General features: G+C 67.6%; 23 protein-coding genes. 15 read left to right on the forward strand and 8 right to left on the reverse strand.

Annotated elements, in window-relative coordinates; translation table 11 throughout:
• The first annotated feature begins 61 nt into the window (after positions 1-61).
• The 7 genes from recO to AC3WJT_RS12855 all read left to right on the forward strand — a co-directional run bounded on the left by recO (position 62) and on the right by AC3WJT_RS12855 (position 8541).
• Positions 62-793, forward strand: coding sequence for a DNA repair protein RecO (gene recO / locus AC3WJT_RS12825; protein ID WP_492343516.1), 732 nt, complete (start codon positions 62-64; stop codon positions 791-793).
• Between the two features lie 162 nt (positions 794-955).
• Positions 956-2113: a M24 family metallopeptidase gene (locus tag AC3WJT_RS12830; protein WP_492343517.1), complete on the forward strand. Its 1158-nt coding sequence runs from the start codon at positions 956-958 to the stop codon at positions 2111-2113.
• Positions 2110-3093, forward strand: coding sequence for an isopenicillin N synthase family dioxygenase (locus AC3WJT_RS12835; RefSeq protein ID WP_492343518.1), 984 nt, complete (start codon positions 2110-2112; stop codon positions 3091-3093). Before AC3WJT_RS12830 ends, AC3WJT_RS12835 begins: the two co-directional genes overlap by 4 nt.
• A gap of 176 nt (positions 3094-3269) precedes the next feature.
• On the forward strand, positions 3270-5504 hold the full coding sequence (gene parC / locus AC3WJT_RS12840; RefSeq protein ID WP_492343519.1) for a DNA topoisomerase IV subunit A: 2235 nt from the start codon (positions 3270-3272) through the stop codon (positions 5502-5504).
• 85 nt (positions 5505-5589) lie between these two features.
• Positions 5590-6909 (forward strand): serine hydrolase domain-containing protein, encoded by a 1320-nt coding sequence (locus AC3WJT_RS12845; protein WP_492343520.1) that lies wholly within the window; start codon positions 5590-5592, stop codon positions 6907-6909.
• 36 nt (positions 6910-6945) lie between these two features.
• Positions 6946-7503, forward strand: coding sequence for a LemA family protein (locus tag AC3WJT_RS12850; protein WP_492343521.1), 558 nt, complete (start codon positions 6946-6948; stop codon positions 7501-7503).
• A 12-nt stretch (positions 7504-7515) separates the two neighbouring features.
• Complete coding sequence (locus AC3WJT_RS12855) at positions 7516-8541, forward strand: M48 family metallopeptidase (RefSeq protein WP_492343522.1); 1026 nt, start codon at positions 7516-7518, stop codon at positions 8539-8541.
• 6 nt (positions 8542-8547) lie between these two features.
• Here AC3WJT_RS12855 and AC3WJT_RS12860 read toward each other — a convergent pair whose 3' ends face one another.
• From AC3WJT_RS12860 to AC3WJT_RS12870, 3 genes are all read right to left on the reverse strand, one after another.
• Positions 8548-9006, reverse strand: coding sequence for a GNAT family N-acetyltransferase (locus tag AC3WJT_RS12860; RefSeq protein ID WP_492343523.1), 459 nt, complete (start codon positions 9004-9006; stop codon positions 8548-8550).
• 2 nt (positions 9007-9008) lie between these two features.
• Positions 9009-9833 carry an arginyltransferase gene (locus tag AC3WJT_RS12865; RefSeq protein WP_492343524.1) on the reverse strand — a complete coding sequence of 275 codons (825 nt, stop codon included), beginning with the start codon at positions 9831-9833 and terminating at the stop codon, positions 9009-9011.
• A 90-nt stretch (positions 9834-9923) separates the two neighbouring features.
• Positions 9924-10832 carry a flagellar motor protein MotB gene (locus tag AC3WJT_RS12870; RefSeq protein ID WP_492343525.1) on the reverse strand — a complete coding sequence of 303 codons (909 nt, stop codon included), beginning with the start codon at positions 10830-10832 and terminating at the stop codon, positions 9924-9926.
• Positions 10833-10918: 86 nt separating this feature from the next.
• Between AC3WJT_RS12870 and AC3WJT_RS12875 the strand changes: the two genes are divergently transcribed.
• Positions 10919-11779, forward strand: a complete 861-nt coding sequence (locus AC3WJT_RS12875; RefSeq protein WP_492343526.1) for an NAD(P)-dependent oxidoreductase — start codon at positions 10919-10921, stop codon at positions 11777-11779.
• Positions 11776-12852, forward strand: coding sequence for an alpha/beta fold hydrolase (locus AC3WJT_RS12880; RefSeq protein WP_492343527.1), 1077 nt, complete (start codon positions 11776-11778; stop codon positions 12850-12852). The genes AC3WJT_RS12875 and AC3WJT_RS12880 overlap by 4 nt, the downstream gene beginning before the upstream one ends.
• Before the next feature lie 97 nt (positions 12853-12949).
• Here the strand turns inward: AC3WJT_RS12880 and AC3WJT_RS12885 are convergent, their stop codons facing one another.
• From AC3WJT_RS12885 to AC3WJT_RS12900, 4 genes are all read right to left on the reverse strand, one after another.
• Positions 12950-14569, reverse strand: coding sequence for a pectate lyase (locus tag AC3WJT_RS12885; protein ID WP_492343528.1), 1620 nt, complete (start codon positions 14567-14569; stop codon positions 12950-12952).
• 56 nt (positions 14570-14625) lie between these two features.
• On the reverse strand, positions 14626-17115 hold the full coding sequence (locus tag AC3WJT_RS12890; protein WP_492343529.1) for a hybrid sensor histidine kinase/response regulator: 2490 nt from the start codon (positions 17113-17115) through the stop codon (positions 14626-14628).
• Between the two features lie 86 nt (positions 17116-17201).
• On the reverse strand, positions 17202-18218 hold the full coding sequence (hemB, locus tag AC3WJT_RS12895; RefSeq protein WP_492343530.1) for a porphobilinogen synthase: 1017 nt from the start codon (positions 18216-18218) through the stop codon (positions 17202-17204).
• A complete protein-coding gene (locus AC3WJT_RS12900) occupies positions 18215-18700 on the reverse strand; it encodes a hypothetical protein (RefSeq protein WP_492343531.1) in 486 nt (161 codons plus the stop codon). The genes hemB and AC3WJT_RS12900 overlap by 4 nt, the downstream gene beginning before the upstream one ends.
• 108 nt (positions 18701-18808) lie before the next feature.
• On the opposite strand from AC3WJT_RS12900, the gene AC3WJT_RS12905 reads away from it, so the two are divergent.
• The 6 genes from AC3WJT_RS12905 to hemA all read left to right on the forward strand — a co-directional run bounded on the left by AC3WJT_RS12905 (position 18809) and on the right by hemA (position 24979).
• Positions 18809-19948: an isobutyryl-CoA dehydrogenase gene (locus AC3WJT_RS12905; protein ID WP_492343532.1), complete on the forward strand. Its 1140-nt coding sequence runs from the start codon at positions 18809-18811 to the stop codon at positions 19946-19948.
• Positions 19945-20997 carry an enoyl-CoA hydratase/isomerase family protein gene (locus AC3WJT_RS12910; protein ID WP_492343533.1) on the forward strand — a complete coding sequence of 351 codons (1053 nt, stop codon included), beginning with the start codon at positions 19945-19947 and terminating at the stop codon, positions 20995-20997. Before AC3WJT_RS12905 ends, AC3WJT_RS12910 begins: the two co-directional genes overlap by 4 nt.
• A gap of 63 nt (positions 20998-21060) precedes the next feature.
• Positions 21061-21864 (forward strand): class I SAM-dependent methyltransferase, encoded by an 804-nt coding sequence (locus AC3WJT_RS12915; protein WP_492343534.1) that lies wholly within the window; start codon positions 21061-21063, stop codon positions 21862-21864.
• Positions 21864-22619 (forward strand): class I SAM-dependent methyltransferase, encoded by a 756-nt coding sequence (locus AC3WJT_RS12920; RefSeq protein ID WP_492343535.1) that lies wholly within the window; start codon positions 21864-21866, stop codon positions 22617-22619. The genes AC3WJT_RS12915 and AC3WJT_RS12920 overlap by 1 nt, the downstream gene beginning before the upstream one ends.
• A gap of 3 nt (positions 22620-22622) precedes the next feature.
• Positions 22623-23522 carry a 3-hydroxyisobutyrate dehydrogenase gene (gene mmsB, locus AC3WJT_RS12925; RefSeq protein ID WP_492343536.1) on the forward strand — a complete coding sequence of 300 codons (900 nt, stop codon included), beginning with the start codon at positions 22623-22625 and terminating at the stop codon, positions 23520-23522.
• Positions 23523-23749: 227 nt separating this feature from the next.
• Positions 23750-24979, forward strand: a complete 1230-nt coding sequence (gene hemA / locus AC3WJT_RS12930) for a 5-aminolevulinate synthase (RefSeq protein WP_492343537.1) — start codon at positions 23750-23752, stop codon at positions 24977-24979.
• A 6-nt stretch (positions 24980-24985) separates the two neighbouring features.
• Here the strand turns inward: hemA and AC3WJT_RS12935 are convergent, their stop codons facing one another.
• Positions 24986-25417, reverse strand: coding sequence for a Ros/MucR family transcriptional regulator (locus AC3WJT_RS12935; RefSeq protein ID WP_492343538.1), 432 nt, complete (start codon positions 25415-25417; stop codon positions 24986-24988).
• Positions 25418-25422 lie beyond the last annotated feature (5 nt).

The following is a 25422-nucleotide window of genomic DNA, read 5'->3' on the forward strand; positions in this document are numbered from 1 at the left end:
CCATGACGGATGGGGGCGGTCGGCTCTCGCGGGAACTCCCGCAACCCGCTATCCCTCATGCATGGAATGGGAAGACGACGCCTTCGTGCTCTCCGCCCGCTCGCATGGCGAGTCCGGAGCGATCGTTGATCTGCTGACCGAGGCGCACGGCCGGTTCGCCGCCCATGTCGCAGGCGGCGGCTCACGGAAGATGAAGCCCTACCTCCAGGCCGGGGCGCGGGTGCGCGCCAGCTACCGGGCGCGGATGTCCGACCAGTTGGGGTCTGCGCAGCTGGAGCCGGTGGGCGAGGGGCCTTCCGCGCTGTTCGATGATCCCCTGGCCCTCGCAGGCCTGGCCGCCGCCGCCGCTGTCGCCGCGGGCGCGCTGCCGGAACGGGAACCGCATCCGGGCGCCTACTACGCCTTCGACTCGCTCCGCAACGCCTTCACCCTGACCGACATCTGGCCGGCGATCTTCGTTCGGTTCGAGGCCGGCCTGCTGCAGGAACTGGGGTTCGGTCTGGATCTGAGCAAGTGCGCCTCGACGGGCGCCACCGACGATCTGGTCTGGGTCAGTCCGCGCACCGGCCGGGCGGTCAGCCGCGCGGCGGGCGAGCCGTTCGCCGACCGGCTGCTCGCATTGCCGGGCTTCCTGCTCGGCTCCCATGGCGGGTTGTCGGAGGGCGACATCCGCAAGGGCTTCGACCTGACCGGGCACTTTCTGGAGCAGTTCGTCTTCGGCCCCCTGAACCGCCCCCTGCCGCCGGCGCGCGTTTGGTTGCTGGAGCGGCTGGCAGACGCGGGGCGGCTTTAATCCTCCCCATCGGGGGAGGTGGCCCGAAGGGCCGGTGGGGGTCACCCGGGATCTGAGCGGACCCCCTCAGTCCCCTTCGCGGACAGCTCCCCCGATGGGGAGCATCTTGAGATCGGCGCCGACCTCGATTGTGCCTAGACTGCCTGTGAGGAGTCTCCCGCCATGACCAACCCGCCACCCATCACTCTCGTCGAACGCCAGGCGCGCCTTGCCGCGCTACGCACGCAGATGGACGCAGCAGGGGTCCAGGCGGTGTTGCTCGGGGCGACGTCGAGCCTGCGCTATTTCACCGGACTGGTCTGGCATCCATCAGAGCGGCTGTGCGGCGCCATCGTCCACGTCGACGGACGTCTGGAGTACGTCTGCCCACGGTTCGAGCTGGACAAGGTCGCCGGGATCGTCGGCGTGCCCGGCGAGATCGCCACCTGGGAAGAGCACGAGAACCCCTACGCCCTGGTCGCCGACCGGATGGGCCCGGCGGGACGGCTGGCGGTCGACGACCAGATCGCGCTGTTCATGTTCCTGGGTCTGCGCCGGGCGCTGGGCGACGAGCGGCTGGCCGATGCAGGACCCCTGATCAATCGTCTGCGGCGGGCCAAGTCGCCGGCCGAGATCGCGCTGATGACCCGCGCCAAGGCGATCACCATCGAGGTGCATCGCCGCGCCTGGCAGAGCCTGACCCCCGGTGTTCTGACGTCTGAGGTCACGCGCTTCATCGACGCCCAGCACCGACTGCTCAACGGCGGGACCGGGTCGAGCTTCTGCATCGTCTCGTTCGCCGAGGACACAGCGCTGCCCCACGGCGGCGAGACCGACCGGGCGCTGGCCGAGGGCGACATGGTGCTGATCGACACCGGCACGACCCTCGACGGCTACAATAGTGACATCACAAGGTCCTACGTCTTCGGCGAGGCGACGCCGCGCGTGCGCCGCATCTGGGACATCGAGAAGGAGGCGCAAGCCGCCGCCTTCTCCGCTGCCGCGCTCGGCAGGCCCTGCGAGAGCGTCGATGACGCCGCCCGCGCGGTGCTGGTCCGCCATGGCCTCGGGCCCGACTACCAGCTGCCCGGCACGCCGCACAGGACGGGCCACGGCATCGGCCTGGACGTCCATGAAGCGCCCAATCTTGTCCGCGGCGACGCGACTCCGCTCGAGGTGGGCATGTGTTTCTCCAATGAGCCGATGATCGTCGTGCCGGGCGTGTTCGGTGTGCGGCTGGAGGATCACTTCCACATGACCGCGGCGGGGCCGAAGTGGTTCACCAACCCGCAGTTCAGCCTCGATGATCCGTTCGGCGACCTCGGCGCGTTCGAACCGTGAGCCTGCCCGTCGTCGATCTGGGTCCGCTATTTGGTGATAATACCGAAGATCGGGCGACCGTCGCGGCGCAGATCGGCGCAGCCTGTCGTGCGGATGGTTTCTTCTATGTCACTGGCCATGGCGGCGAGGCGCTGTTTGCGGAACTGCGGGCCGAGAGCGAGCGGTTCTTCGCCCTTCCCCTCGAAGAGCGCATGGCGATCGCGATGGCGAATGGCGGCCCGGCCTGGCGCGGCTACTTTCCGGTCGGCGGCGAGCTCACCTCGGGCCGACCCGATCTGAAGCAGGGGCTCTATCTCGGCGAGGAGCTCGATGAGAGCGATCGCAGGGTCGCGGCCGGCTGGCCGATGCATGGGGCCAACCAGTGGCCGGCGGCCCAGCCGGAACTCCGCCCGGCGGTCACGGCGTGGATGGACGCCATGACCGACGCGGGACATGCGCTGATGGAAGGCGTCGCCTTGAGTCTCGGCCTGCCGGACCGGTACTTCCACGACCGCTACACCGCCGACCCGACCGTCCTGTTCCGCATCTTTCACTACCCGGCGACGCCGCCGAAGGACGGCAATGACTATGCCTTCGGGGTCGGGGAGCACACCGACTACGGCCTGCTGACCCTGCTGGCCCAGGACGCCAACGGCGGCTTGCAGATCAAGGGCCGGGACGGCGTCTGGTTCGACGCCCCGCCGATCCCCGGAGCGCTGGTGGTGAATATCGGCGACATACTCGATCGCCTGACCCAGGGACTCTATCGCTCCGCACCGCACCGGGTCGTCAACACCAGCGGCCGCGACCGGCTCAGCTGGCCGCTGTTCTTCGATCCGGCCTTCGACGCCGTCGTCGAGCCCTTGCCGCTGGCTGCCGGCATGAAACGCGAGGCGCGTTGGGACGAGGCGGACCTCGGTGCGATCAGCGGGCCGTACGGCGATTACCTGCTCGGCAAGGTCGGCAAGGTGTTCCCGGGGTTGAAGGCGAGCTTGATCTAGGTGCGTGGTTCGAGACGCGATCCTGGCGGATCGCTCCTCACCATGACGAACACTTTTGAACCCAGCCTGCACGTCATCCTGAGGAGCGAGCTTCAAGCGGGCGTCTCGAAGGACGCAGGGACAACCCCCTTCCGCCCGCGCTAAACACAGGCGTCCCTCAAGTTCCCGATTCGAGCATGACCCTCCACACTCCCCCGCCGGGCGACGGCGACCGCATTCTTGAAGAGCCGCTGACCGAGGCGCTGTCGCGGCGCTACCTCGCCTACGCCCTGTCGACGATCAGCTCGCGGGCGCTGCCCGATGTGCGGGACGGGCTCAAGCCTGTGCACCGCCGGCTGATGTACGCCATGAGCAACATGCGGCTCAGCCCCGAGGCCGCGGCGCGCAAGTGCGCCAAGGTGGTCGGGGAGGTGATGGGTAACTTCCACCCGCACGGAGACCAGTCGATCTATGACGCCCTGGTCCGCCTCGCGCAGGATTTCGCCCAGCGCTACCGGCTGGTCGACGGCCAGGGAAACTTCGGCAACATCGACGGCGATAACGCCGCGGCGATGCGCTACACCGAGTGCAAGATGACCCCGGCGGCGATGCTGCTGCTGGACGGCATCGACGAGGACGCGGTCGACTTCCGCCCGACCTACGACGGCCAGGACGAAGAGCCGGTCGTCCTGCCTTCGGGCTTTCCCAACCTGCTGGCCAACGGCAGCTCCGGCATCGCCGTCGGCATGGCCACCTCGATCCCGCCGCACAACGCCGCCGAACTGATCGACGCCTGTCTGATGCTGCTCAAGCGGCCGGAAGCGACCACTGCCGATCTGATGGAGCATGTGCGCGGGCCGGACTTCCCCACCGGCGGCGTGATCGTCGAGCCGGCCGGCTCGATGCTCGACATGTACGAGAGCGGCCGGGGCGGCGTGCGCGTGCGCGCGCTCTGGACGAAGGAAGAGCAGGCCCGCGGCGGCTGGCAGATCGTCATCACCGAGATCCCCTACCAGGTGAAGAAGGCCGAGCTGGTCGAGCAACTGGCCGACCTGATCGAGAGCAAGAAGGCCCCGCTGCTCGGCGACGTGCGCGACGAGAGCGCCGAGGACGTCCGGCTGGTGCTTGAGCCCAAGAGCCGCAACGTCGAGCCCGAGGTCCTGATGGAGAGCCTGTTCCGGCTGTCTGATCTGGAGACGCGCTTTCCTGTTAACATGAATGTTCTCGACGCCCGCGGTACGCCGGGGGTGATGGGGCTCAGGCAGGCGCTACTGGCCTTCCTGGCGCACCGCCGTGAGGTCCTGGTGCGCCGGGCGCGGTTCCGCCTGGGCAAGATCGAGGCCCGACTGCACATCCTCGACGGCCTGCTGATCGCGTTCCTGAACCTCGACGAGGTGATCCGCATTGTCCGCTACGAGGACGAGCCGAAGCAGAAGCTGATCGCAGCGTTCGCCCTGACCGACATCCAGGCCGACGCCATCCTCAACACCCGCCTGCGCCAGTTGGCGAAGCTGGAAGAGATGGAACTGCGCCGCGAGCACGCGGAGCTGGCCGAAGAGCGCGACGGCATCATCGCCATGCTCGGCGACGAGAAGCTGCAGTGGAAGCTGGTCGGGGAGGGGCTCAAGGACGTCCGCAAGATCCTCGGGCCTGACACCGCGGTCGGCAAGCGGCGCTCCGCCTTCGCCGAGGCGCCGACCGTCTCGATCGAGGCGTCGGTCGAGGCCTTCGTCGTGCGCGAGCCGATCACGGTCATCCTGTCCGACAAGGGCTGGATCCGCGCGGCCAAGGGCCGGGTCGAAGACCCCTCCGAACTGAAGTTCAAGGAGGGCGACAAGCTCGGTTTCATTGTTCCAGCGGAAACAACGGACAAGCTGCTTATCTTCGCGTCCGACGGTCGCTTCTTCACCCTCGACTGCAGCAAACTTCCCGGCGCGCGCGGCCATGGCGAGCCCCTTCGCCTGATGGTCGACATTGATGACCGCGTGAAGATCCTCGACGTCTTCCCGCACAAGCCAGGCCGCAAACGGCTGCTGGCGTCGAAGGCCGGCTACGGCTTCATCCTGCCTGAAGAGGAGGCCCTGGCCTTCCGCAAGGCGGGCAAGCAGGTGCTGAACGGCGAGGCCCTGATTTCGCTGGAAGCCACCGGCGACCGGGTGGCCGTCGTCGGCGACAATGGCAAGATCCTGATCTTCAACCTCGACGAACTGCCGGAAATGCCCCGCGGCAAGGGCGTGAAGCTGCAGACCTACCGAGAGGGCGGGCTGCGGGACGCGCTGGTGTTCACGGCCGGCGCCGGTGCGGCCTGGACGGACGCCGCAGGCCGCACCCGGGACTGGCCGGAGTGGAAGGACTGGGAAGGCCGTCGCAGCGCCGCCGGCAAGCTGGCGCCCAAGGGCTTCCCGACCAGCAAGCGGTTCAGGCCGAAGTAGGGCGCGGGGCCCCTCTTGATTGCCGCTCGGGCAACCGGCGCTAGTCTCGTTGAAATGACCGGCCGAGCCGGTGCGGGGGAATCACATGGCGATCTGGCGTAAATCGGTGATGGCGGCTGCCGTCGCGGTCCTGGCGTTCTCCGGGCCGGCGGCGCAGGCATGGCCGGGTAAGCCCAAACCGGCGGCGGTCTCCTCGCTCGGCCTGCCGCGCGCGACACCCGAGTCGGTCGGCTTCTCGTCCGAGCGCCTCGCGAAGCTGGACGCGACCCTCAACGGCATCGTCGACTCCGGCCGCCTGCCGGGCGTGCTGACCCTGCTGGCGCGGCACGGCAAGATCATCGCGGTCAACGCCCACGGCGTGAAGGACGTCGCCAGCGGCGCGGCGATCACCGAAGACACAATCTTCCGCATGTACAGCCAGACCAAGCCGGTCACCGGCGTGGCGATGATGATCCTCTATGAGGAGGGTCGCTGGCGGCTCGATGAGCCCGTCACGAAGTACATTCCCGAATTCGCCGGCCTGAAGGTGTTCAAGGGCCTCGATGCGGACGGCAAGCCGATCCTCGAGCCGATCGCGCGCTCGGCCACCATGCGCGAGCTGATGACCCATACCGCGGGCTTCGCCTACGGACTGGTCGCCGACAACTACGTCGACAAGGCCTACCAGGAGTCCGCCCTGTTTCGTCAGCCTTCGCTGAAGGAGGGGATGAGCATCCTGACGACCCTGCCCATGGCCAGCCAGCCGGGCGAGCAGTGGAAGTACAGCGTCGCCGTCGATATCCAGGGCTACATCGTCGAGAAGCTGTCGGGCCAGACCCTGCCGGACTTCATGCGCAGCCGGATCTTCGCGCCGCTGCAGATGAACGATACCGACTTCTGGACCCCGGAAGCCAAGCGCGGCCGGATGGCCTCGCTCTACATGTTCAGCCCCCGTGACCGGAAAATCGTCCCCGCGGAGGGCTTCATGGTCCTCCCCGTCGACAGGTTGCCGGACGCGGCCAACGGCGGCGGCGGCCTGGTCTCGACGCTTCGCGACTATACGCGGTTCGCCCAGATGCTGCTGAACGGCGGCGAGCTGGACGGCGTGCGCATCCTCGCGCCGGGCACCGTGAAGCTGATGGCCAGCAACCACCTCACCGAGCTGCAGCTGGCGAAGACGCCGCTGGGCGAGGGCGTCGGCTTCGGCCTGGATGTCGCGGTGGTGATGGACCCGGCGAAGGCCGGCACCCTGGCGGGCAAGGGGACCTACAGCTGGGGCGGCGCGGCCGGCACCTGGTTCTGGATCGATCCCGAGAATGACGTCGTCTTCCTCGGCATGATCCAGGTGCTCGGCGGCAGCGCGGCGCGGCTCGACGAGCTGTCCCAGGCGCTGGTCTATCAGGCGCTGGTCGATCCCTCGAAGTAGGGATAGCGTCGCGGGGACTCGCCTCGGAGAGACCCCGTGACCCTGATCATCATTCTCGTCGTCATCGTGGTGCTCGGCCTGCTTCTGGTCGGCATCTACAACCGGCTGGTCGCCCTCAACACGCGCGCAGACCAGGCGTTCGCCGACATCGACGTGCAGCTCAAGCAGCGGCACGACCTGATCCCCAATCTGGTCGAAACGGTGAAGGGCTACGCGACGCACGAGAAGGGCACGCTGGAGGCGGTGATCGCCGCGCGCAACGCCGCGACGAGCGCCGGATCGGTCGCCGACAAGGTGCAGGCCGAGAACATGCTGACCGGCGCCCTGCGCCAGATGTTCGCCGTCGCCGAGGCCTATCCGGACCTCAAGGCCAACAGCAATTTCCTCGGCCTGCAGTCCGAACTGTCCGATATCGAAAACAAGCTGGCCGCCGCGCGGCGGTTCTTCAACAACGCCGTGGCCGAGTTCAACGCCGCGCGGCTGTCGTTCCCGGCCGTGGTGTTCGCGGGCATGTTCGGCTTCAACGGCCGCACGCTGTTTGACCTCGGCGAGCAGCGGGCGGCGCTGGATGTCGCGCCCGAGGTCAAGTTCTAGGATCATCGCGCCATGGGGGCCGTCGGCCTCTACACCCACATCCAGAGCAACAACCTGCGTTCGGCCCTGCTGCTGGCAGGGTTTCCGGTGCTTCTGCTGGGGATCGTCTATGCCCTGACGCTCGGCATGATCGGCGCGGGCATGCTGCCGTCGACGGGTTCGGTCGGCGGCGACCTTGGCCAGGCCGGGATGTTCATGCTGGCCGGCGCGCCGCTGGCGTTGATCGTCACGGCAGTCTGGTTCGCGGTCGCCTATTTCGGCAATCAGGTGATCATCGACCTGGCGACCGGGGCGCGGCCGGTGACGCGCACCGCCGAGCCGGACCTGTACAACCTGCTGGAAAACCTCTGTATCTCGCGCGGTCTGGCAGCGCCCAGCCTGCGGATCATCGAGAGCGAGGCGCTGAACGCCTTCGCCACAGGCCTGAACGAAAAGCAGTACAGCATCACCGTCACCCGCGGCCTGATGACCACGCTCGACACGGCCGAGCTCGAGGCAGTGCTGGGCCATGAGCTGACCCATGTGATCAACCGCGATGTGCGGACGATGGTCATCGCCTCGGTGTTCGCCGGGATCATCACCCTGATCGCCGAGATCCTGTTCCGCTCGTTGCGCTTCGGGGCGCTCGGCGGGCGGCGGAGCGGGAACAACAAGGGGGCGGGGATCTTCATCCTGATCGCCTTCGTCGCGGCCGCGATCGGCTGGCTGCTGGCGGTCGTTATCCGGATGGCCCTGTCGCGCAGCCGCGAGTTCGTCGCCGACGCCGGGGCCGTCGAGCTGACGAAGAATCCCGACGCCATGATCAGCGCCCTGCGCAAGATCGAGGGTCACAGCGCCCTGTCGGCCCCGGAGTCGGTCCAGGGCATGTTCATCGAGAACCACGAGAAGGGTTTCAGCAGCCTGTTCGCTACTCACCCGCCGATCAGCAAGCGTGTCGAGGCGCTGGTGAAGTTCGCCGGCGGCCGCGATGAACCGGTGGAGATCGTCGCGCCCGCGAACGGTGTGGACGAGACACCGTCGCCCGGTCCCTGGGGGTAGCCCCCTCTAGAGCGCCAGGTGCAGGAACTGGTTGTAGGGGCTCGCCTCGTAATCGCCGAACGCCCCGCCGTTTGTGAAGCCGCGTTTGCGATAGAGGGCGAGGGCCGGTTCGAAGCTCTCGCCAATGCCTGTCTCCAGGCTCACCCGCTGGTAGCCGCGCGTCGCCGCCTCGTCGAGAATATGACCCAGCAGCGCCGCGGCGACGCCCTTGCGAAGATGGTCCGGATGCGTGCGCATCGACTTCAGCTCGCCGCTGTCCTTGTCGAGCGCCTTCAGTGCGCCGATGCCCGCCAGTGCGCCGTTGTCCCGCACCGCCCAGACCGTCACGTCAGCTCTCTGCAGCCCCGACAGGTCGAGGGCGAACACATGGCCTTGCGGCGTGTTCTCGGCCATGCCGGCCAGGTGGATCGCCAGCAACTCACGGAAGTCAGGGGCGTCGAGATCGGCCGGACGGATCGACAGCATGGCTAGGGCGCCTTGCTGCCCAGTTTCGGCACGATCGGCCCGCGCATGCGTCGCTCACGGGCCAGGCTTTCCTCGGCTTCGGCGCGGTCGCGGGACGACATCAGCATCCAGCCTTGCGGTCGCAGCACTTCCAGCGGCGAGAACCGCGCCTTGTAGGCCATCTTCTCGCTGCCCGGGACCCAGTAGCCCAGATAGACGTAGGCCAGCCCGTTGAGGCCGGCCTGGACCACGTGATCGAGGATGATGAAGGTGCCCAGGCTGCGTTTGACCGCCCGCGGATCATAGAAGCTGTAGACCATCGACAGACCGTCGCTCATCACGTCGATCAGCACGCAGGCGATGAGGTCTCCGGGACCGTCGTCGGTCGAGGGCAGGCGATACTCGATGATGTGGGTCCGGACGGCCGTGTCCTCGACCATGGCGACGAAGTCGGGCCAGGTCATCTCGGCCATGCCGCCGTCGGCGTGACGGGCGGTCAGATAGCGGCGCAGCAGGTCGAACTGCTCCATCGTCGCTTCCGACTCCACCAGGTGCCGGCGCAGATCGCTGTTGCGCGCGAGGGCCTTCCGCTCGGAGCGCGAAAAGACGTAGTCCATGACCGGGAGTCGCGCCGAGGTGCAGGCCGAACAGGCCTCGCAGGCCGGCCGATAGGCGATGTGCTGCGAGCGGCGAAAGCCCGCCTGGGTCAGTCCGTCATTGACCGAGGCGCCGTCCGAGGCCGGCAGATGGGCGAAGACCTTCCGTTCCTCCCGTCCCGGCAGATAGGGACAGGGGGAGGGCGCGGTCAGGAAGAAACGCATCCGTCTCGATGTGAAATGATGCGTCACCTGCCCCTACGCCTTGCGGCTCTCCTCTTCCCCACAGCGATTAGGGCGCATGGCGCGCTCCTGTGCAAGCAGGGTTTGACCGATCGCTGTTCATCGATCTGGCGGAAGCACGGGGGCTTCGCGCAGCAGGACGATGGAGATGCGGCGGTTGCCGGCCAGCATCGGATCGTCCGGGAACAGAGGGTCGGAATTGGCCTTGCCCGAGACCTGGTAGACCCGGTCAGGGACAACGCCGAAGCTCTGCAACAGCTGGCGGGCGACATCGGCGCGGGCCGACGACAGGGCCCAGTCGCTGGACTGGGTTCGACCGTTGGGATTGATGCTCGTGTGGCCGCTGATGGCGATGCGGTTCGGCAGCTGGTTGATGATCCGCGAGATCGCGCGCAGCAGGATGCGGGCGCGGTCATTGGGCATGGCCGCGCCGTCCTTGAACATCGACCGGCCTTCCTGGTCGACCAGCTGGATGCGCAGGCCTTCCGGCGTCTGGTCGATGAGGATCTGCTTCGACAGTTCCGCCAGCTCGGGCATGTCCTGCAGGGCCTGCTTGAGCGACTGGGCGGCGGAGGTGAAGGCGGCGTCCTCGCGGGCCTGGATCTCCTGCCGCAGCTCGGCCTCGGACGCCGACTGCAGCGCGCCGGCGCCGGTCGTGTCGGCCGTCTTGCCCGGATCCTGGGGATCGGTGGGGGATTCGGGCGAGGTCTGTTCGATGATCGCGGCCGAGCCGGACGACTTGGCGCCGTCTTCGCCGAGCGAGGTCCCGCCGAGAATGCCGCCCGATCCGCTGGTCGTTTCGGACACGCTGGCCGGCGCGAAATAGTCGGCGATGCCGCGCTTCTGCTCAGGGCTGGTCGTGTTGATCAGCCACATCAGCAGAAAGAAAGCCATCATGGCGGTCACGAAGTCGGCGTAGGCGACCTTCCAGGCGCCGCCGTGGTGTCCGCCACCGACGACCTTCTTGACCTTCTTGATCATGATGGGCGCGTCGCTGTTCAGCGCCATGGTGAATTCCCTCTTTATCCCAGGCGAAGGTCGCCTGTGGTTGTTAAGATGGCGTTGCGGCGCAGGGCCGGAATCGGGGATGCGACATGAAAATCGCCTTTGTTGGCCTTGGGGTCATGGGTTTCCCGATGGCGGGGCACCTTGCCAGGGCGGGACACGCGGTCAGCGTCTTCAATCGAAGCCCCGAAAAGGCGGCTCGCTGGGTCGGGACGCATGGCGGTTCGGCCGGGACGACGGTGGCAGAGGCCGCGGCGGGCTGCGAGATCGTGGCGCTCTGCGTCGGCAATGACGCCGATGTGCGCGGCGTGGTTCCGGACGCGCTGGCGGCCATGGCCCCCGGCGGGATCATCGTCGATCACACCACGACCTCGGCCGTGGTGGCGCGCGAGATGGCCGAACTCGCCAGGGCCTCCGGCCGCTGGTTCGTCGATGCGCCGGTCAGCGGCGGACAGGCCGGCGCCGAGAATGGCCAGCTGACCGTCATGGCCGGTGGCGACGCGGAGGCAGTGGCGCGGATCGAACCCGTCATCGGCGCCTATTCGAAGGCCGTGAAGCGGATCGGCGAGGCCGGGTCAGGCCAGTTGGCCAAGATGGTCAACCAGATCTGCATCGCCGGTGTGGTCCAGGGCCTGGCCGAGGCTGTCCATTTCAGCAAGCGGTCCGGCATCGACCCGCAGCTGGTGTTCGAGGCGATCAGCAAGGGCGCCGCACAGTCCTGGCAGATGGACAACCGCTGGGCGACGATGGTCGAGGGCAGGTTCGACTTCGGCTTCGCGGTCGACTGGATGCGCAAGGATCTTGGCCTGGTGCTCGACGAGGCGGCGGCCAATGGCGCGAAGCTGGAGATGACGACGCTGGTCGACGGCTACTATGCCGAGGTCCAGGCCATGGGCGGCCATCGCTGGGACACGTCGAGCCTGGCCGCGCGACTGGAGAAGCCGCAATGACCCGCCTGTTCGCCGCACTCTTCGGCGGCATCATTCTGGTCCTGGCCGCGCCGGCGCTCGCTGCGCCGACGGTGAAGGAGGGCGACGTCGTCGTCCGCGACTTCCGGTTCCGCTCCGGCGAGACCCTGCCGGAGCTGCGTCTGCACTACCGCACCCTCGGCGAGCCCCGGCGCGACGCGTCGGGTCGAGTGGTCAATGCGGTGATGATTCTGCACGGGACCGGCGGGTCGGGCGCCCAGTTCCTGCGGCCGCAGTTCGCCGATGTGCTGTTCAGGCCGGGCGGCCTGCTGGACCCGGCGAAGTACTACATCATCCTGCCGGACGGCATCGGCCACGGCGCCTCGTCCAAGCCCAGTGACGGCCTGCGCGCGCGGTTTCCCGCCTACGACTACGACGACATGGTCGAGGCCCAGCGGCGGCTGCTGGTCGACGGGCTGAAGGTCGACCGGTTGCGGCTGATCCTGGGCACCTCGATGGGCTGCATGCACGCTTTCGTGTGGGGCGAGACCCATCCGGACTTCGCCGAGGCGCTGATGCCGCTGGCCTGTCTGCCGACACAGATCGCCGGCCGAAACCGGGTCTGGCGCCAGATGCTGATGGAGGCCATCCGCGCCGACCCGGCCTGGAAGGGCGGGGATTATGTCGAACAGCCGGTGCAGGGGTTACGGACGGCCCAGAGCCTGCTCAGCCTCGCCGGCGCGGCGCCGCTGCCGATGCAACTGGCCATGCCGACCCGTGAGGCCGCTGACGCCTGGACCAGGAAGACGATTCCGGCTGCCATGGCCGGTCTCGACGCCAACGATCTGCTGTTCCAGGTGAACGCCTCGCGGACCTACGATCCCTCGGCCGGGCTGGAACGGATCACCGTCCCGGTCATGTGGATCAACTCGGCGGACGACTTCATCAACCCGCCCGAATTGGGCCTGGCCGAGACCTTTGCGCCGCGGCTCCGGCGCGGGACCTATGTGCTGCTGCCCAACAGCCCTGAAGGCAAGGGACACGGGACCCATACCTGGGCCGTGTTCTGGCAGGACCGGCTGGCGGCGCTGCTGAAGGACTCGGAAACCCGCTGATGATGTTCACGCTTCGCCTGCGCGACCCGGTGATGCGCGGCGAAGTGACCTGTTCGGTGCGGATCTGGCAGACGCCGAAGGTCAGGGCCGGCGCATGCTACGCGGTGGCGCCTGAACCTTCGAGGTAGCCGATCAGCGTGGCCATTTTCTGGATGAAGGTCCCGGTCGAGATGCCGATCACGGGCTGGTCCGCCAGATACGGCGAGGTGTCGGTGTAATCGCCGACGCTGGTCGTCGCGAAGTCGCCCGGCGCGATCTCCAGCTGACCGTCGCCGGCGTAGGGATTGCTCGTTGATCGCAGCGGCGTGGGCCACCAGCCGTCGGCGGTCAGCTCGCCAAGGATGGCGCGGACCGCGTCCGGCGTCGGCGCCGCCGATCGGGTGCCGCTGCTGTTGAGGTCAGACACCTGGATGTCGCCGAGGGCGAAGAAGCGGGGCAGGGGCGTCCGTCCCTCGGCCAGTAGCGGCGAGCCCCTGGACGCCTCCGCCGGCGACAGGGCCCGCGCCGCGGCATAGCGCGACCGCAGACCGGTCAGGTCGATCTTCCGGGTCGCGCTGTAGTGTCCGATGGTCTTCACCGGGTCGTGGTTCACGAAGTAGGCCCCGTTGACGACATTCGAGCCGCGTCGATGGACGTAGAGGGGCCGGTTGCTGCCGATCTCGATGAAGGTCGGATGGGTGCGGCCTTCCTTCGTCGGCTCCGCCAGTTTCACCGACTCCAGCCAGTCCAGCGCCTCAGGGATACGTTCGAGGAAGGCTGCGTCGCCGGTCAGGCGGTGAAAGACCATCAGCTGGTCGATGTTGGTCGCGGTCGTGTGGGTCGCCAGCGCCAGCGGCTCGTAGGACCGCGCGCCGGCGGGTTTCAGGTCCGGCGTATACTGCAGTGACCAGCCGGCCTGCGGGGCGGCCTGCTGGGTCGCCAGGAACACCTGCATGGCCCGCCGGATCGGCTCGACCAGGCTCTGGTCGCCCAGACTCTGGCGAACCATCAGCAGGAACTTGATGTTCTCGCCGGCCACGTCGTCGTTGAAGGTGACATAGCCCGTGTAGTCCGGCCGTCCGCCCTTGGCGAAGGCGTCCGTGCGCGGAAAGCGCTGCGGCCAGCCGCCGCTGGGCTGCTGGCTGCCCAGCACCAGCGCCACGGCCTTGCCCAGCGGCGCTCTGATCTTCGGATCGCGGCGCTCGACGTACATCCGCAAGAGGAACTGCATCGCCTCGGACGTGCCGGCGTCGTCGAAGGTGGCGTTGCCCCAGTCGTGCTGGAATTCCTCCAGCCGCCAGGCGTTCTTGCCGATGGTGGCGTACCAGCGCCTCAGCGACTCCTCGCCGGCGAAGTCGATCATGTAGGTCCAGCCGCCGCTGGGCAGCTGGCCGGCGATCAGGGCGCCGGCGGCCTCCTGGGCGGCGGCGTAGTAGCCCTCCTCGCCGGTCGCGTGGAACGCGTCCAGGAACAGGTGACCCATGGTCGCCGTGCCCGGCGGCTGCACCCAGATCATTCCGGGAAAGGCTTCCATCTCGCCCCAGCGACGCGAGAAGTCCGGAAGGCAGGACCAGACATAGCCGCCGTTCACCGCGACCCTGTCGGTCATGAAGGCTGTGGCCTGCCTCATCGCGGCCAGCACTTCGGCGCGGGTCGGCGCCCCGGCGGCCATCGTCGGTGTCGCTATGACCCCGGCCGTCGACGCGGCCCCGGCGATGAACTGTCGGCGAGGGATCATGCGCGGCTCCGGAGGCTCAACCGTCGCGGCAATCTACCATGCGGCGCGTCTCGCGGTCAGTCGCCGCCGGAGGTCCACTGGACGATCGCCATGATCAGCGCGCGTGCGTCGATCGGCTTGGGGACATGTCCGTCGAAGCCGACGCCCAGCAGGCGCTCGGTCGCCTGCCCGTCGACGTCGGCTGTGAAGGCCAGGATCGGCGCTTCGGCGTTCGGGCCGCCGCTGGTGCGGATCAGCCCCATGGCCGCCTCGCCACCCATGCCGGGCATGCGAATATCCATCAGGATCAAATCATATGGGCCGTCGCCCGAAACGGTCACAGCCTCTTCGCCGCTGGAGGCGAAGGTCATGTCGAGGTCGAGCGATCCGAGCAGATGCTTCACCAGCTCCCGGTTTGCCTCGTTGTCATCGACGACGAGGATGCGCGCGCGGTCGGATGGCGTCGCCGCCGCCCGAGGGGCGGGCAGGTGGGCGGAATCGTCGGGCGCTTCGGCCAGCGGCGCCGGCGTCCTGATCCAGAACCGGCTGCCCTGACCCTCGGTGCTCTCGACGCCGATCTCGCCGCCCATGGCCTCGACCAGGCCGCTGCAGATCGCCAGGCCGAGGCCGGTGCCGCCTTCGATGCGGTTCGAGGCCTGGTCGACCTGGGAGAAGCGCCGGAACAGGCGCGCCTGGCCATCGGCCGAGATGCCGGGGCCGGTGTCCTGAACGTTGATGTCGAGGCCGTTATCGCCGGACCAGTCGGCGCTGACCGCGACGCGTCCGGCCGGCGTGAATTTCACGGCGTTGCCGATCAGATTGAGCAGGACCTGTCTCAGCCGGTCCGGATCGATCATCACCCAGTCCGGCAGCGCGTCGGACAGGTCCAGCGAAAGCGTCAGGCCCTTTTCGGCGGCCTGGGCCTCGAACAGGCCGGCGACGTCCTGGACAAGCGCCCTGAGAGCCGTGGCCCGGGGTTCGATCCGCGCCTGGCCGGCCTCGATCTTGGAGAAGTCGAGCACGTCGTTGACGATCGCCAGCAGGGACTGTGTTGCGGTGACGATCCGGGAGGCGAAGCCGTTCGAAACGGTCGACAGTTCCGGCTGTTCGCTGAGCAGTCTTGAAAAGCCGACGATGCTGGTCAGCGGCGTGCGGATTTCATGGCTCATGTTGGCCAGGAATTCGGATTTGACCCGATCGGCGCGTTCAGCCCGGTCCGCCGCCGCCTGAAGCCGCTTCTGCAGTTTGCGTTGCGCCAGGATGGACGCCACGGCCGCGATCAGGGCCAGGGCGACGATGCCGACCAGGGCGGTGATCTGCAGCGTCTGGCGGCGCTGCGCCTTCAGCAAGGCCTGGGTGTCATCGATCTCGCCCTCGAGACTGGCGCGCATGTTGTGCAGCCCGTCGACGGCGGCGGCGGTGGTGTCGCGGCGCTGCTGTTCCTGGAACTCGACGAGGACCTCGTAGGCTTCGGACAGTCTGCCTTCGCTCCGGAGAACCTCCGCCTCGCTCTGCAGAATGTCGTGCATCAGCAACGGGTCGCCGCGACGGGCCGCCAGCGCCCGAAGGGCCTCAAAGCGCAGGCGCGCGTCCCTGGGACGGCCAAGCCGGGCAAGGGCCGTCACCTCTATCAGCATGACCTTCGGCCGATGGTCCGGGGCCATCTCGGGATGGGCCAATGCGGTCTGCGCGCAGGTCAGCGCCTCGGCGTAGGCGCGTGCGGCGATGCGCACCGTGGCGCAGAGCTCATTGGCCCAGCCGATCTCGGTGGCGCTTCCCGTCGCGACCGACAGGCGCTCGAACTGCCGCATCAGATCGGTGGCCAGTTCATTTCGGCCGAGGTTCGAGGTGATGATCGCCAGGTTGTAGAGCGCGGTGCGGCCATCAAGCGGCTGGTCTGTGCTTTGCGAAACAGCGACCTGAAGCTCGACGTTGTCGATGAAGGCGGGCAGGTCGCCGAGCTCGCGCGAGGCATAGGCGCCGGCGTCGGCAAGGCCCAGTTTCAGGGAGCCTGCGCCCTTTGCCTGGCCCGCGTCGCGCAGTCCCGAACGGATGACCTGCAAGGCCTGCACTGGAAGGCCGGCGTCGGTCAGGGCATAGGCGAGCAGCCGGGCGCCGGCCGCCCTCAGATAGGGATCTCGTTCGCCGGCCAGCAGTCGGGTCAGTTCGGCCGCAGCGTCGGCAAAATCCCCCTCGATGCCACGCGAGTAGGCTTCCAGCTGAAGCAGGGCGCGGGCATGCCGGCTGTCTTTCCGCAGGCGTATCTCGTCGGCGTAGAGCGTCATCCAGCGTTCGGCCCGCTGAACGTCAGACGCTGTCAGGGCCTCGACCGAGATCCGGCGCAGTTGTTCAAGCCGCCCCTCGCCGGTGGTTGCGGCGGCGCGGGTCTCCCAGGCCGTGATTTGCTCGGGCGTCGTCATCAGACGCCGCGCTTCCAGCGTGGCCGCCAGTTGTGCGGCGCGCTGGTCCTGCGCTTGCTGGCTCGAACTGGGGGCTTGTGTTCCGGCGGCCAAGGCCGGACCAGCGGTCAGGGCGAAGCACAGTGAAAGAAGAATACGCAGCCGCATGGGCCCCTTGCACAGCAGTTCAGCGCAGGTTGGCGGACGGCGGAGAATTTAGCGTTAACGACCGCGGACGAGCACGGACGAGCGATCTATCGCGACAGCATCTCCGCGGCCCGCGGCGCGAAATAGCTGATCACGCCGGCGCAGCCCGCTCTCTTGAATGCGCCGAGGCTCTCCAGGATGGCGCGCTCCTCGTCGATCCAGCCGTTCTGCGCCGCCGCCATGATCATCGCGTACTCGCCGCTGACCTGGAAGGCGAACGTCGGCATGGAGAAGGTCTCGACAACCCTCTGAATTACATCAAGATAAGGCATGCCAGGCTTGACCATGACCATGTCGGCGCCCTCGGCGATGTCGAGCGCGACCTCGCGCAGCGCCTCGTCGCTGTTGGCCGGGTCCTGCTGATACGTCTTCTTGTCGCCGGGGTTATCGATGTCGCCGGAGCCCAGCTTTCCCGAGCCGATCGCGTCGCGATAGGGGCCGTAGAAGGCCGAGGCATATTTGGCGGCGTAGGACATGATCATAGTGTCCTGAAAACCCTCGCTTTCCAGCGCCCCGCGAATGGCGCCGACCCGGCCGTCCATCATGTCCGAAGGCGCGAGGATGTCGCAGCCGGCGCGCGCCTGGACCAGGGCCTGCTCCACCAGTCGTTCGATCGTCGCGTCGTTGACGATCCGCCCGCGCTCGAGAACGCCGTCGTGGCCGTGGGTGGTGAAGGGGTCCAGCGCCACGTCGCACATGATTCCGACTTCGGGGGCGGCGTCCTTCATCGCTTTCACGGCCCGGCTGATGACCCCGTCGGGATCGGCGGCGCGGGAGCCGTCCGCGTCCTTGCTGGCGCCGTCGATGAGCGGGAAGATCGCGATCGCCGGAATGCCGAGTTCCCGAGCCTGAACAGCGGCTTTGGCCGCTTCCTTCACGGACAGACGCTCGATGCCGGGCATGGAGGCGACGGGGATTCTGCCTTCGCCCTCGTGGACAACCATCGACCAGATCAGGTCTGCGGGGGTCAGCACGCTTTCGCGGACGAGACGACGGCTCCAGTCAGCCTGACGCAGGCGGCGGAGACGCAGGGCGGGATAGGCGGCGAGAGGAGGCAGGCTCATGGCCGGGCGGTTTCACCCATGCGCCGCGACGTGGCAAGCCGGATGAAGCCCGCCGTCGGCGCAATCAGCATCCACAAGGCTCCCAGCAGACCCGCGCCGGCCGACGCGCCGGCGGCGACGACCACCAGCGGCGTGATTCTCAGTCCGCTCAGGTCGAACTGTCGGCCGAACACCACGATCTCGGTGACCACGTCGGTCGGCGCGGCCTGATGCAGCAGGTTGCCGACAGCGCCGAAGGCGGCCACGAGACCGGCGACAAGGGTCAGGGCAATGAACCCGACTCCGATCCAGAAGATGCGGATCTGAAACCGGAAATGCCGTGACAGGTCGTCGGTCGCCGCATCGTGAAGAGCGTAGGCGATCCCGACGGCGACCACGGCGGTGACGCCCGCGAAGAAGATCGAGACCCCCAGCAGGCCATAGCCCAGCAAGGCCAGGTTTCGTTCGGCCTCGGCTCGGAGGGAACCTGCGGGCTTGGTCAAGGGCGGTCTCCGGCTCAGTCTCGCGCGTTGACAGGGTGCGCCGCTGGCGTCAGGTCATCAACCCGCTACAACCGGGGCGCAACATGCTCCAAAGGAGACCGGACGCGCATGGATTTCTCCCTGTCGGACGATCAACGCGCGATCCAGGAGATGGCCCAGGCCTTCGCGCGGGACGAACTCGCCCCCCACTCGGCGAAATGGGATGAAGAGAGCCACTTCCCGGTCGACGTCATGCGCGCTGCGGCAGCGCTCGGCTTTGCTGGCATCTATGTGCAGGACGATGTCGGCGGCTCAGGTCTGAAACGCCTCGACGCTTCGATCATCTTCGAGGCGCTAAGCTACGGCGATGTCGCCACCTCCGCCTATCTGACGATCCACAATATGGCGTCCTGGATGATCGACAGGTTCGGCTCCGAGGATCTGCGCGGACGGTATCTGCCGCGGCTGACGACGATGGAGCTGATCGCCAGCTATTGCCTGACGGAACCCGGCTCCGGCTCTGACGCCGCCGCGATGCGGACGACGGCGACTCGGGATGGCGACCACTACGTCCTCAACGGCTCGAAGGCCTTCATCAGCGGCGGCGGCGTTTCGGACGTCTATGTCGTCATGGCCCGCACCGGCGAGCCGGGCGCGAAGGGCGTCTCGGCCTTCGTCGTCGAGAAGGGGACGCCCGGCCTCAGCTTCGGCGCCAACGAGCGCAAGATGGGCTGGAAGAGCCAGCCGACAGCCCAGGTGAACTTCGACGGCGTGCGGGTCCACGAATCCAACCGCATAGGCGGCGAGGGGGAGGGCTTCCGTTTCGCCATGATGGGCCTGGACGGCGGGCGGCTGAACATCGCCAGCTGCTCGCTCGGCGGCGCGGCTTTCGCGCTCGATACGGCCAAGGCCTATCTGGAGACCCGCAACCAGTTCGGCCGGCCGCTGAAGGACTTCCAGGCCCTGCAGTTCAAGATCGCCGACATGGCCACCGAGCTGGAGGCCGCCCGGCTGATGGTTCGCCATGCCGCTGACGCCCTGGACAAGCGCGATCCGAATGCAACGAAACTCTGCGCCATGGCCAAGCGTTTCGCCACCGACGCCGGATTCACCGTGGCCAACGAGGCCCTGCAACTTCATGGCGGCTACGGCTATCTCGCGGACTATCCGCTGGAGCGCGTCGTCCGCGACCTGCGCGTCCACCAGATCCTCGAGGGGACCAACGAGATCATGCGCGTGATCATCAGCCGGGAGATGTTCAGGCAGTGACGGACGAACCCGAAGTCCTTTGCCGCGTCGAGTCCGGCGTCGGGCGGATCACGCTGAACCGGCCGAAAGCCCTGCACGCCCTGACCCTGGTGATGTGCGAGGACATGATCGACGCCCTGTCGATCTGGCGCTACGACGAGCAGGTCCAGTGCATCCTCATCGACCACAGCGGCGAGCGCGGCTTCTGCGCCGGCGGCGATATCCGCATGCTGGCGGAAAGCGGGGCGGGGGACGCGGTCGCGGCGCGCAGGTTCTTCCACACCGAATACCGCCTGAACCACCTGCTGTTCTCCTATCCCAAACCGGTCATCGCGGTGATGGACGGCGTGACCATGGGCGGCGGCGTGGGTCTCTCGATGCCAGCGGCGGTGCGGATCGCAACCGAGCGGACCACCTTCGCCATGCCGGAGACAGGCATCGGCCTGTTCCCGGACGTCGGTGGCGGCTGGTTCCTGCCGCGGCTTCCGGGCAAGGCGGGCCTCTGGCTCGCCCTGACCGGCGCGCGGATCAAGGCGCCAGACTGCTGCGCCCTGGGTATCGCGACGCACTTCATGCCGTCAGAGCGGGTGGGGGCGTTCAAGGCGGCCTTGCTGGCTCATCCGGCGAGCGTAGCAGGCGCTTTGGCCGCCGTTGTGGAGGACCCCGGCCACGCGCCTCTGGCGGCCCGTCAGGCGGACATCGACCGGCTGTTCGGCGGCGACAGCGTCGAGGCGATCCTGGACGCCCTCGCGGCTGAGCCCGGCGAGTGGGCGGCCGCGCAGAAAGAGACGCTGGCGACCAAGTCGCCGCAGACGCTGAAGGTGGCCTTCCGCCAGCTTCGCACCGGCGCAGCGCTCGACGACTTCGCGGCCAATATGGCGATGGAGTACCGGATCGGCTCGCGGGTCGTTCGGATGCACGATTTCCTTGAAGGGGTCAGGGCTGTGATCATCGACAAGGACAACGCCCCGGCCTGGAACCCGGCGGCCGTCGAAGCGGTCTCCGACGCCCTGCTGGATGACATCTTCGCGCCACTTTCGGCCGATGAAGAATGGACGCCGCTGACTTGAGGCCGGAACCGGCGTAGGACAACAGCCGGGTCGGGGAAACGCTATGCCGGGAAGAACCACGCCATGAAGACCCATGCCCGCTGGATGGCCCTCGCGGCCGTGCTGGCCCTCGCCGCCTGCGAAACCGTCCCGCCGCCGCCGCCGCCGCCACCCGCTGATGCGCCGGTGACGCTGCCGGCGTTCCTCAGCGCCGCACTGGCCGACCCCGCTCGCCCTGAAGCCGACCGCGCCCGCGACGCCGGTCGCCGCCCCGGGGAAGTCCTGCTGTTCGCCGGGCTGAAGCCCGGCATGAAGGTCGTCGATCTGGTTCCGGGGACCGGCTACTTCACCCGCATCTTCTCAAGGGCCGTCGGCCCGAACGGGCGCGTCTACGCCTATGTGCCGGACGAACTGACCGTGCTGGCCAAGGGCCGCCCGCCGTCAGTAGCGGCCTTCGTCGGCAAGCCGCCGTACGGAAACAGCCGGATGATCCTGCAGAGGCTGCCGCTGTTCTCGGCCCCCGAGAAGGTCGACATGGTTTTCACGGCCCAGAACTATCACGACATGCATCTGGATTTCATGGGCCCGGCTGACCTGTCGGTGGTCAACCGCAAGGTCTTCGCGGCCCTCAAGCCCGGCGGCGTCTACATCGTCATCGACCACTCGGCCAAGCCCGGCTCGGGCCTGCGCGACGCCGGGACGCTGCATCGCATCGACCCCGGCTTCGTGCGCCGCGAGATCGAGGCCGCCGGCTTCATCTACGAAGGCGAGAGCCGGGTGCTGCGCAATCCGCGCGACGCCATGACCATCAACGTCTTTGAACCTTCGATCCGTGGCCAGACGGACCAGTTCGTCTACCGCTTCCGCAAGCCCAGGAGCGCCCGCTGATGCTGTTCCGTCTCACTGCCCCGCTGGCCGGGATTGTCGCCGTCCTTCTGTCCGCCACCGCCATGGCCGCGGACGTTCCCGCCAACATCGCCGCGGCGATCGCAAACCCGGCGCGGCCCGAGGTTCAGCGTGAGCGGGACGCCGCACGCCATCCGGGCGAGCTGCTGGCCTTCGCCGGGGTCAAGCCCGGCGACAAGGTCGCCGACTTCCTGATGGGCGGCGGCTACTTCACCCGGATCTTCTCCGGCGCCGTCGGTCCGACCGGCAAGGTCTACGGCTACCAGGCCGCCGAGTTCATCGCCTTCCAGGCCGACTACGCCAAATGGCAGGACGAGACGGTCGCGTTCGCGCCGAACATCGTGCCGGTCCGCAGTTCACTGGCCGCCTTCAGCTTCGCCGAGCCGCTGGACCTGATCTTCACCGCCCAGAACTACCACGACCTGCATCTGGGCCAGGCCAAGCCGGAACAGATCGCCTTCATCAATCGGCAGTTGTTCGCCGCGCTAAAGCCGGGCGGCGTGCTCCTGGTCATCGACCACTATGCCGCTGATGGCTCCGGTGATCGTGACTCGAACAAGCTGCACCGCATCGACATCGCGATGGTCAAGGCGGAGCTGGCCGCAGCCGGCTTCGTGCTGGAAGGCGAGAGCGACATCCTGCGCAATCCGTCAGACCCGCGCACCGCCAACGTCTTTGAGCCGGCCCTGCGCGGCAAGACCGACCAGTTCGTCCTCAAATTCCGCAAGCCGGCCTGAGTCATGACCCGCATCGCCTTCATCGGTCTCGGCAACATGGGCGCCGGAATGGCGGCCAATCAGGCGAAGGCCGGCCACGAGGTCACCGCCTTTGACCTGTCGCAGGCCGCCGTCGACCGGGCGGTCGCCGCCGGTTGCCGGCCGGCCGCAAGCGTCGCCGAGGCGGTGAAGGACTCCGAGGCGGTGATCACCATGCTGCCCGCCGGGCCGCACGTCCGCAGCGTCTATGGCGAACAGGTGCTGGCTCATGCGCCGACCTCAGCGTTGCTGATCGACTGCTCGACGATCGACATCGACAGCGCCCGCGCGGTCGGAGAGCAGGCGAGGGCGCAGGGATTCCGCTTCGCCGACGCACCCGTCAGCGGCGGGATCATGGCCGCCGAGGCCGGCACGCTGGCCTTCATGGTCGGCTGCGAGACCGGTGACTACGCCGCCTTCGAGGACATCCTCAAGCCGATGGCGCGCGTCGTGTTCCACGCCGGCGGCTCCGGGTCGGGGCAGGCGGCCAAAATCTGCAACAACATGCTGCTGGGCATCTCGATGATCGGCGTCTGCGAGGCTTTCGCCCTCGCCGAGAAGCTCGGGCTCGACCCGGAGCGATTCTACGAGATCGGGTCGAAGTCGTCCGGCCAGTGCTGGTCGCTGACGACCTATTGCCCTTGGCCCGGACCGGTCGAGACCGCGCCGTCGAATCGCAACTACGAGGGGGGCTTCCTAAGCGCCCTGATGCTGAAGGACCTCAAGCTGGCGCAGGAAGCCGCGGCCCGGGCCGGAGCCTCGACGCCCATGGGCGCCCAGGCCGAGGCCCTCTATGCCCTGTTCGACGGAATGGGGCATGGCCAGAAGGACTTCTCGGCGATGCTGCAGATGTTCCGGGGGCAGCTGGAAACGCTGAAGACCTGACGCACTTCGTTTGCGCTGGATCAATTCGTCCGGCGCTCTCGCGGCCCATGCTGGTCGACATTACCTGAGAGCCGTTCGCGCAAGACCCGCGGCGTTTCGCGTAATAGGTTGCCAGATGAAACGGCCGTAAGTGGACACGGACGTAGGGCGGTGCGAATAAGCCGCCGAACAGGAACAAGGGGCCGGTCAGGCGGGGCAATCCGCCATTGAGGACCGGGGCGTCGTCGATGGACTACAAGGCCGCTTTCGAAACCGCCGTCGAACAGGTTCGTGGCGAGGGGCGCTATCGGGTTTTCGCCGATCTCAAGCGCCATCGCGGCGACTTCCCGCGCGCCACCTGGACGCGCGATGACGGATCGGAATCCGAGGTCATCGTCTGGTGTTCCAACGACTACCTCGGCCAGGGCCAGAACCCGGTCGTCGCCGACGCGATGCATGCGGCCATCGACGCCAACGGCACCGGTTCGGGCGGCACCCGCAACATTTCCGGCACGACCCATTTCCACGTCGAGCTCGAGCGTGAACTGGCCGATCTGCACCGCAAGGAATCGGCGCTGCTGTTCACCTCCGGCTATGTCTCCAACGAGGCGACGCTCGCGACGCTCTACAAGATCCTGCCGGGGCTGATCATCTTCTCGGATGAGCTGAACCACGCCTCGATGATCAGCGGCATCCGCAACGGCGGCGGCGCGCGCAAGATTTTCCGCCACAACGACCTGGCCCATCTCGAGCAACTGCTCGCCGAGGCCGATCCCGAAGCGCCCAAGCTGGTGGCCTTCGAGAGCGTCTATTCGATGGACGGCGACATCTCCGACATCCGCGGCACGGTCGCGCTGGCGAAGAAGTACGGCGCCATGACCTATATCGACGAGGTCCACGCGGTCGGCCTTTACGGCCAGCGCGGCGGCGGGGTTTCGGAGCGGGACGACATCGCTTCTGAGATCGACATCATCGAGGCGACGCTCGGCAAGGCCATCGGCGTGATGGGCGGCTATATCGCCGCCGACGCGGTGATCTGCGACGCCATTCGCTCCTATGCTTCCGGCTTCATCTTCACCACATCGCTTCCGCCGGCGCTGACGGCCGGCGCTCTGGCGTCGGTGCGCTGGCTCAAGGAGCACAACGAAGTCCGCGAGCAGCACCAGGAACGGGCCGCGACGCTCAAGGCCATGATGAAGGCGGCGGGCCTGCCGGTGATGGACAGCTCGGTCAGCCACATCGTGCCGGTGATGGTCGGCGACGCCGTCCACTGCAAGATGGTCTCGGACATGCTGCTCGAGGATCACGGCATCTATGTCCAGCCGATCAACTTCCCGACCGTGCCGCGCGGCACCGAGCGGCTGCGGTTCACGCCGACGCCATTCCACACCGACGCGATGATGCGCGATCTGGTGAAGTCGCTTGAAAACCTCTGGGCGCACTGCAATATCGCCCGGGTCGGCGGCTACGCCGCCTAGAAGGATCTAAGTCCGCCGCCGAACGCCCTTTCCAAGACCGATCCGTTTCGCGAAATCAGACCGTCGCTCGGCGTAAGCGGGCGCGACCATGGGGTAGTCAGGCGGCAGCCCCCACTTGCGGCGATAGTCTTCAGGGCTCAGGTCGAACCGCGACCGCAGGTAGCGCTTCAGCATCTTCAGCTGCGCGCCGTCTTCCAGGCAGACGATGTAATCCCGCTGGATGGAGCGCGAAACCGGGACGGCGGGCTTCTGCCGCTCGCGGGCGACCGGCGCCGGCGCCTCGGACAGGCCGCTCAGCGCGCTGTGAATGGTTCGAATCAGATCGGGCAGGGCGGCGACGCCGACGGGATTGCGACCGACAAACGCCGCCACGATCTCCGCCGAGCAAGCCAGGATGTCGGCGTTCGAGGTTTCCGTTTCGGGGGTCTCGTCGGCCATTACGC

This window comes from Caulobacter sp. FW305-C-30-S16 (assembly GCF_058783025.1).